The following is a 7,819-nucleotide window of genomic DNA, read 5'->3' as shown; positions in this document are numbered from 1 at the left end:
GAAAAACCAATCACACGTTTTCATGATGACAGCGACAATGATGAATATGAACAAGGTTCGACCACCGGGCCCTTAAAAATGCATGTGGATAATGCGGCTGTGTTCGGCGACTTTAGCAATCGCGGTCATGTCCACATCAATATTGCGCCCAACGGGAATGACACCTGGAGTATCGTACAGTTTTCATTAAGCCTCGACTTTTTGGATCCAAAAACTTCGCAAAAAATTACATGGGGAAGCATGACGCTGTCGCAGGATAAACGGGATGTGGATCTTTATTTTTATTATGATGGCAACCAATTTGTGCCCCGCCAATAATGCCTCATTATAAAAAACAATGATGATGAAATATGTTACAATATTGTCTTTTGCCTGTTAATTTCTTTTCCTGTCGCATTCACTGCGTTTCGCGGTACCAGCGAAAACAGGCGCAATAAAAATACATTCAGACAAACCCAAGTGGCATGTGGGTTTATTCATTGCAAGCGAAAACGGGCTGAAATACACCATATACAATAGCGAACATTCCGATCGCCACTGACGTTTTTGATCGTCCTGTTCATAAATAGTAAAATACATTTTAAAATATTCAATTTTATGATAATGAAATACAGCTTTTTGTTTTTTGCAGTAAGTTTTTCCTAATGCGTGATTGCAGTGCCGTTGATCCTGGTGCGGGACAGGCTACTATTATGAAATGGCAACCAATACGGATAGTGCAAAGATGACGGTCACCGTAGTCTTAAAAATGTTTCTTTCCCCTGGTGGTAATGTTAAAACAGAAATGACCACCAGTGGCCTACCTGGAAAAAAGAAATTATTCTCCTGGTACTGCTCGGCTCGTCCTCCAACACCACTCAAAGTACCATCATTGATGGTGAAGATAAAACCTATACCATCCATCACACTGATTCAAATGATATGGTCTTTGATAGGTCAATAAAATCAAGTGCTGTTAAAGTGGAAGAAGAGCAAATAGGCAATTACAATTGTGTGCATGCGCAGATAATCTCCATGCGCAATATGTGCCCGCTGGTCAATAAGGTGGACACTATCGACACCTAGAAAGCCAAAGACGTTCCTTTACCGGTTTCATTTGAAAAATGGATGAAAGAGTTTGAAACAAAAACAGACGGCTCCATGTATTCGCTGGAAACGGCCAAACAGCTTGAACAAATGGGATGCACCGGATTTCCGGTACGACTCCAGGTGAAAAGCAAATCTTCTACTATGCTAATGCAACTCACAACCGCAGCGCGAAGAGATTTCCCCACCAGCCTTTTTGAAATACCAGCCGCATATAAGGAAAATAAAAGTGAGGAGTTTTAAACAGGGCCAAGGCCGCTCTCCCGTAGTGCATTTCGTCGATTATTTGCTAGCGCTTGTCGGTTCCCGTTATATATTCCCTATTTTAATACCATTTTTGGTTAAATAACCAGCAACATGCCGATACGTTTTAATCTTTTGCCATTCCTTTTAATTCCGGTGAGTCTTTTCTTTGCATCGTGCTCCAAGAGTTCGGATTCCAAATCTCCATCATCCGTCGATAGTACCGTGGTGCAAAGCAAGATACTAGTGGACACTTACTCCGGGAAACTGGCCGCCGGATCAATTCATCACCCAACAGCGCTTGCCCTCGATAGTAAGGGCGTATTGTACGCATCAGAACCCGATAATAATGTCATTGTTAAAATTGACCCATTCATTCAGTCCGTCGGGACCCTGACCGGGGATTTTAATGACCCCGGGTGTCTAGACGCCGGCGCCGGTGCCCCTTCTTTGACTTTTCCTGAAAACATGTGGGTGGACGACAACGATCTTATTTATGTTGGAGATCGAGGCTGCGGTTCAGTTAAAGTAGTGCGCACTACTGGAGGCCTTGCAACTATTCAATACGAAAATCCCAATGGCTATCTAATTGTACCAATCGGTGCCAGTTCAAATGCCCAGGGAGACATATATATTGCCGATGAACAAGGCATGTATATGATTAACCATATTGACCATATCTTGAGTCGGCTGGGACAGCACGGTGCGACTATTATCACAGATGGCGGATTATCGGGAGCAAGTTTTGGCACTATCAGTGCCTTTACTCAAGACAAGGACGGCAACATGTACATTGCAGATTCGCACCGCATCAGGAAAATATCGGGCAACTCGGTTACCACGATTGCTGGGAGCAACAAACTGGGCTTTGATGATGGTTCTGCGGCGAGCGCAAGCTTTGGTGGCGCGATGGCAATCTGCACGGATAATAAGGGAAACATTTTTGTAACCGATTATTATAATAATGCAGTCAGAAAGGTAAGTGCCTCCGGAGCGGTGACCACGCTCGCAGGAAATGGCCACCAGGGCTACAACGAAGGCGCCGGGAATATTGCAACTTTTTACGAACCGAGTGGTATCGCCTACCGGAATTCCGGAAACGGTGTTCTATACGTTAGCGATTTTGGAAATAATGTGATAAGGCGGGTGATCCTGCCTTGACCAATCGTTTATTCAAATTGCATCACACCGCGTTCGATATGTATTTGCGCAGCACTTGTCATCTTCTCCATAATACGTTATTGATAAAGAACATCGGCCTGTGTGATCAGAGTCGTCGATATAATCCTTTTTTGGTACGAGCTGTATTCGATGGGGATAGGCGTACCGAATGACCCGTTACACTTTCCCGGACCTATGAAATGCAGTTTGGGTTCCCATCATTCTTTTCGCACTTCAAAAATTCATGCATGTTTTTTCATTTACATAAGGCGCAAAAGAATAGAGTTCCCTAAAAACCACAAACAAATCCCTACTCGTAATAAAAACTGATAAAAAAGTAATCAGATGGCATTTTATGCAACCTACAAGGCCTGCAATTTTTTGCAGGCCTTGTTTGCTATGAGCCATTAAAGACCCAGCAAATATTCCATGAACCTGTTAAGTTTATAACCAGCTAAACGGAAAAACGTGCGCCTACAAGTGGTAGTGCTGAAACTGTTCAAAATGCCTTATTTTTAAACAGATAAACCTTATAGCTACGTAAATACTTTTTTATGGCTTCCAGCCTGAAATTTTTGATTGTTGATGATGACGAGATTAGCCGCTTGACCATAGAAGCCGAAGCAGCAAGATTTCCATTCCTCCAACAAACAGCGGTTTGCTGTAATGCAATTGAGGCGTCCGAATGTATTGAAGAGCTGCGGCCAGATATCATTTTTGCGGATATCGAAATGCCTGGCATCAACGGTCTTGAACTGGTGAAAAGCCTTGCAGGAAAAGTAGTAGCCCCTGTGTTCGTTACCTCACACCCCGAATTCGCTCTGGAAAGCTTTGGGCTGGAGGTGTTTGATTATCTCCTTAAACCTATCATCAGAGAGCGGTTTGAACGTTGTGCATTGCGCCTGCGCGATTTCTTTCTGCTGCGCGAGAATGCCTATGCGTTTGTAAAGGACCAAGAAACAGACTTTATTACAGTGAAACAGGGGCACGATAAATACCGGCTTTTAGTAACTGATATCTATTACATGGAGGCGATGAAGGATTATACCCGCATCGTAACTGACAAAGTCAAATGGCTGGTGTTGGGCACACTGAGCGGAATGCAGGAACAACTGCCCCCCGGGAAATTTGTTCGAATCCATCGCAGCTTCGTGGTGAACCGCAGCAAAATAACCGCAGTAGAACACAATAGAATTCATACTTACGGACAAGAATTACCGGTTGGCAAATCTTATAAAAGTATATTAAAAACGTTGATCTGAGCTATCATTACCTATGAAAAATGCTTTTATAAAGCTTACGGCGTTTTTGCTTTTTACAGCGCTGGTATTTAAATCCAGTGTTGCGCAGGAGCCTGATTTATCGGTATTGAAAACCGATATAGAGAAAGTTAATGCCTGGTTGAATTGGTGCGAAACCTTAAGGCTCAATAACAGCGGAATAAAAAACAACTTTGTTGTTCTGCAGCAGGCGGCGATGCGCGGCCTGCAGATTGTGCAACCCACGGACAAGGAGAATCGAAGTAAATTTTTTTTCTATGCCGGCATCGGAAATTACTACCAGGCAAAGTTCGACAGTGCACAAGCCTATTTTTATAAAAGTCTTCGGGAAGCCCAGTCTGCAAACCTGGCCCGCCAGGTCTCAAAAGCATGTGTTGTACTGATACCTGTTAATTATCAATTGCAGCAACAGGCGAAAGTTGATGAATGCAAGAACATATTACAGGGAATTATTGATACAACGAATAACAAAGATATTCTGGAAGATGGGTATTATGCCCTTGGAAGCTATTACCAGCAAAAATCTTATTATACGACGGCACAGGATTATTTTATCCGCAGCTTGGAGCTACGGCAAAAAAGCGTAGATACTACCCGCGATGCAAAGAAGAAATTTGATTACGCAATCCAGTGTGATATGTTATCCAAATTGTACCTCAATACACAAATGGTCGACAAGAGCATTGCTACCCTGCGCGAGGGAGAACGGTTTGCATCGGTGTCTCCTAATGTTAGTAACCGTTTACTAAGTTCATATGTAGAAGCTTATGCAACTATCGGTAATATCGATTCTTCGCTTTATTACAATAACAGGCTAAATGAGCAGGCAGCTAAAGACCCAATTTTCCCTTCTGAAATAGCTACTTCAGACTTGAACATTGCACTTTATTATATCAGACAAAAGCAGTTTTCCCGGGCAAGTTCTTTCCTGGATAAAGCGGATACGGTAGCGGCACACATCGGTTCACCATTGCTTATTTTCCAGGTACAAATGATAAAAGGCCGCTGGCTTGAAGAAACAGGAAAGTATGATGGCGCAATTGCTATTCTCTCAGAGGCTATTCCAGTAGCCAAACAACTCAATCGCGAATTGTACGCCAACACTCTTCAATACATGGCGCTTGCGCAGAAAGGGAAACGAAACACGGAGCTGGCACTGCAATACTATGAAAAGTACGCGGAGCAAACTGATACGCTGGCAAAAGAAAAGCTTTCCAACAATTTTGCCGACCAGGAAACACATTATGAAGTGAGCAGGAAGGAACAACAGATTGTTTTGCTTGACCGGGAAAACCGATTGAATTTGTTTGAGCTCCAGGGCGCCTCCCGAACCAGGCTTATATTGGTGGCAGGACTGATACTACTTGGGATCAGCTCCTTGCTATTATGGTTGTTCTATCGCAATAAGGAAAAAGTCAATAAAATTTTAAATGTGCAGAATGCTGAACTGGAAAAACTTAATACGCGTCTATCAATAGCCAATGAAACTAAAGCAAAGCTTTTTAGTATCATTGGTCACGATCTACGCGCCCCGGCGAGCCAGATTGTGCAGTTGCTGCAACTCCAAAAGCAAAGTCCTGGTATGCTTAGTGAATCTTCCGCGCAACAACACGATGATAAATTAAAAAAAGTGTCAGAAAACGTGCTCGAAACTATGGAAGACCTGCTGCTTTGGAGCAAAAGCCAGATGCAGCAGTTTACACCAGAGCTTTTTCCGGTGGATATTGCATTGCTGCTCGCAAAAGAACTGGATTTGATTCAATCAATGTTAGAACAAAGGGAATTAAGAATTACAAATCTGGTGACGGGACCAATTATTGTGAACACAGACGAAAACTTTGTTTCGATCATACTGCGCAACCTGCTCCAAAATGCAGTTAAGCATAGCGATAACGACAGTAGTATAGAGGTCAGGGCTGCAGACCAGAAAATACTTATCTACAATCAATCTTCCGGGGTCGATTTCGACAACCTACATGCAAGTTCATTAAAGAAAAAAATTGACAGCAAATCTTCCGGGCTGGGCTTGCAGATTGCTCACGACCTGGCGATCTCCATCCAGGCAAGTATTGAATTTGAAAGAGTTGAGGAAAGCAAAATTCTTACGATACTGACCTTATAAACATCCTCTCGTGTCATTCGACGATTTTCAGACTGTATTCGCCGGTTATTCTGAAGGTGTGTAATGCGCCGCGTTATTTTACACTCTATTGTTGGCGGTATAAGAGCGACATCCGATCAATGATCTGTTTAGTCGGATCAATGAGAAAGGGGGCACGTATCGCTGTAGAACAGAATATTGACAGCTATACACTTATCAATTCCCGGTATCTCAGACAATACAAAGCAAAATGGTATGCAACCCAAAGGGCAAATGACAAAGGTAAAAGTGATGAAGCTCCTATTCCTGGTGGTTGCACTGCTCTGCTTTGTTGCAGCATTGGTTATCTTGTTTTCATGCAACTATTTCATAAAAAAATAATAATAGATATGAAACTAAGACCTATAATGCTCGCTGTCCTGATTTTTGCTGCCACGTTTCTTAATAACACTTGCCTTCATGCGCAACGTGCTGGGGGCCCAGGCAAAGGCACAGCAGACTTTGATAAAATAATAAAAAGTTTTATGTCCGCCAGGGGTGGCGCCGGGTTCTGGTATCAATATGTCACTACCCTTGAATCGAAGGAAATGGGTAAACGTATAGACAGCAGTAATAGCTGGTTTACCAATGGTGGAGAGGCCCGTTCAGAGATGAGTTTCCCTGGCGTTGCGGGCAAATCGAAGGCCGAAAAAATGATCTTGTTGGCCCGCGCTGACCAACGCCTGGTAAGCCTCGCACTTGATGAAAATAAAAAGACTTACGCACTGAATACAATTGACAGCGCACTGGTGAGTGCGGGCATCAGTCGATACCAGGTTACAAAAACTGGGATAGAATCAGTCGGCGGTTATAAAAGTATACATGCAAAATTGTTATCGTCTACAGAGATGGGAGCGTTTAAGAGTTCTGTCACCACAGACGTATGGACCAGTACAGAGGTTCCAGGATATGCACTTTTTAAGGGCAGGATGGTACAAAACGTAACACCGGCGATGATGGCCGCCTTGGATAAGGCGGGGTGCGGCGGATTCATGGTAAAAATAGCCGTGCAATCTAAAAACTATTCACTGACAACAATCCTGATAAAGACCGTGACACAGAATTTTCCGGCATCAATGTTTGAATTGCCTTCGGGCTATCGACAATCGGCAGACTGAATTTTTTGAGACTTTTTTTAAAGTGATAAACGTGGATCCGCCTCCCCAGGCTTCTGCTATATTGGACGTTTCATCACTTTTCCGGGCTGTGGGGTAGCCACTTAAAACCTGACGATGATAATGGCAGCGTGGAGTTGTTTTTAGGTAACGATAAAGACGATAAGTATGTTATGTATGCGAATGAAGAATTTAGTGTTACAGTTGCAAACATTTCTGCAACACGCGTGTCCGGCACTTTTTCAGGAAAGCTGAAAATACTTGAAAGTACAGGCAAAGGCAAAGATGAGTTTACCGTTACTAATGGAAAATTTGATATACCAATTCGCAACAAATAGCGATCTCTCATCAAAGAACCAACATCATCAGACATTTATATATCATTGTCACAGCAATTAGTCCGGTTGCAATTTATTCCTGCGAAAATCGCAATACAATAGGTAATATCAGCAATGCATCATCAAAAGACTCAACAACTTCTGCTCACAAAAATTCATCTGTAACCAAAAATGATGAAACAGGATCAGTCCCGCTATTAGACACAGGGAGATTACAAACACTTATTTAATCAATCCAAAATGTCAGATTATGAATCAAGAATATAAGTTAATTAAAGCCAAGCGATCCCAAAGCGCTGGTAAAGATGATGGATTTATTACTATAAAACTACAAAAAATGACTTTGTGATCTTATGACGACTTCAAAAGTACGTTCGTCGGTTAGTTTCCATGAACCTTTAGGACGAATCTATTTTTAGGATAACCAATTTTAAATCGATAAATAAAGTCATTTAA

General features: G+C 42.5%; 9 protein-coding genes. 8 read left to right on the top strand and 1 reads right to left on the bottom strand.

Features of this window, described 5'->3' with window-relative positions:
• Positions 1–318, top strand: a 318-nt coding sequence (locus ACE5CV_RS00215; RefSeq protein ID WP_374948134.1) for a hypothetical protein, incomplete at its 5' end; no start/stop codon positions are given.
• Positions 319–690: 372 nt separating this feature from the next.
• Here the strand turns inward: ACE5CV_RS00215 and ACE5CV_RS00210 are convergent.
• Positions 691–906 (bottom strand): hypothetical protein, encoded by a 216-nt coding sequence (locus ACE5CV_RS00210; RefSeq protein ID WP_374948133.1) that lies wholly within the window; start codon positions 904–906, stop codon positions 691–693.
• A 15-nt stretch (positions 907–921) separates the two neighbouring features.
• Between ACE5CV_RS00210 and ACE5CV_RS00205 the strand changes: the two genes are divergently transcribed.
• The 7 genes from ACE5CV_RS00205 (at position 922) to ACE5CV_RS00175 (ending at position 7,363) form a co-directional block, all read left to right on the top strand.
• Positions 922–1,065 (top strand): hypothetical protein, encoded by a 144-nt coding sequence (locus ACE5CV_RS00205; RefSeq protein WP_374948132.1) that lies wholly within the window; start codon positions 922–924, stop codon positions 1,063–1,065.
• A 42-nt stretch (positions 1,066–1,107) separates the two neighbouring features.
• On the top strand, positions 1,108–1,329 hold the full coding sequence (locus ACE5CV_RS00200; protein ID WP_374948131.1) for a DUF4412 domain-containing protein: 222 nt from the start codon (positions 1,108–1,110) through the stop codon (positions 1,327–1,329).
• 114 nt (positions 1,330–1,443) lie between these two features.
• Positions 1,444–2,490 carry a hypothetical protein gene (locus tag ACE5CV_RS00195; RefSeq protein ID WP_374948130.1) on the top strand — a complete coding sequence of 349 codons (1,047 nt, stop codon included), beginning with the start codon at positions 1,444–1,446 and terminating at the stop codon, positions 2,488–2,490.
• Between the two features lie 554 nt (positions 2,491–3,044).
• Entirely contained in the window at positions 3,045–3,752 is a 708-nt protein-coding gene (locus ACE5CV_RS00190) for a LytR/AlgR family response regulator transcription factor (protein WP_374948129.1), read from the top strand.
• 106 nt (positions 3,753–3,858) lie between these two features.
• Positions 3,859–5,892 (top strand): ATP-binding protein, encoded by a 2,034-nt coding sequence (locus ACE5CV_RS00185; RefSeq protein ID WP_374948128.1) that lies wholly within the window; start codon positions 3,859–3,861, stop codon positions 5,890–5,892.
• A gap of 140 nt (positions 5,893–6,032) precedes the next feature.
• Positions 6,033–7,028 carry a DUF4412 domain-containing protein gene (locus ACE5CV_RS00180; RefSeq protein WP_374948127.1) on the top strand — a complete coding sequence of 332 codons (996 nt, stop codon included), beginning with the start codon at positions 6,033–6,035 and terminating at the stop codon, positions 7,026–7,028.
• A 128-nt stretch (positions 7,029–7,156) separates the two neighbouring features.
• On the top strand, positions 7,157–7,363 hold the full coding sequence (locus ACE5CV_RS00175) for a hypothetical protein (RefSeq protein WP_374948126.1): 207 nt from the start codon (positions 7,157–7,159) through the stop codon (positions 7,361–7,363).
• The last annotated feature ends 456 nt before the right edge of the window (positions 7,364–7,819 follow it).

The sequence above is a fragment of the Mucilaginibacter sp. genome (assembly GCF_964263795.1).
Classification (GTDB): domain Bacteria; phylum Bacteroidota; class Bacteroidia; order Sphingobacteriales; family Sphingobacteriaceae; genus Mucilaginibacter.
Note: the sequence above shows the minus strand (reverse complement) of the source record. Positions and strands in the feature narration are given on the sequence as shown.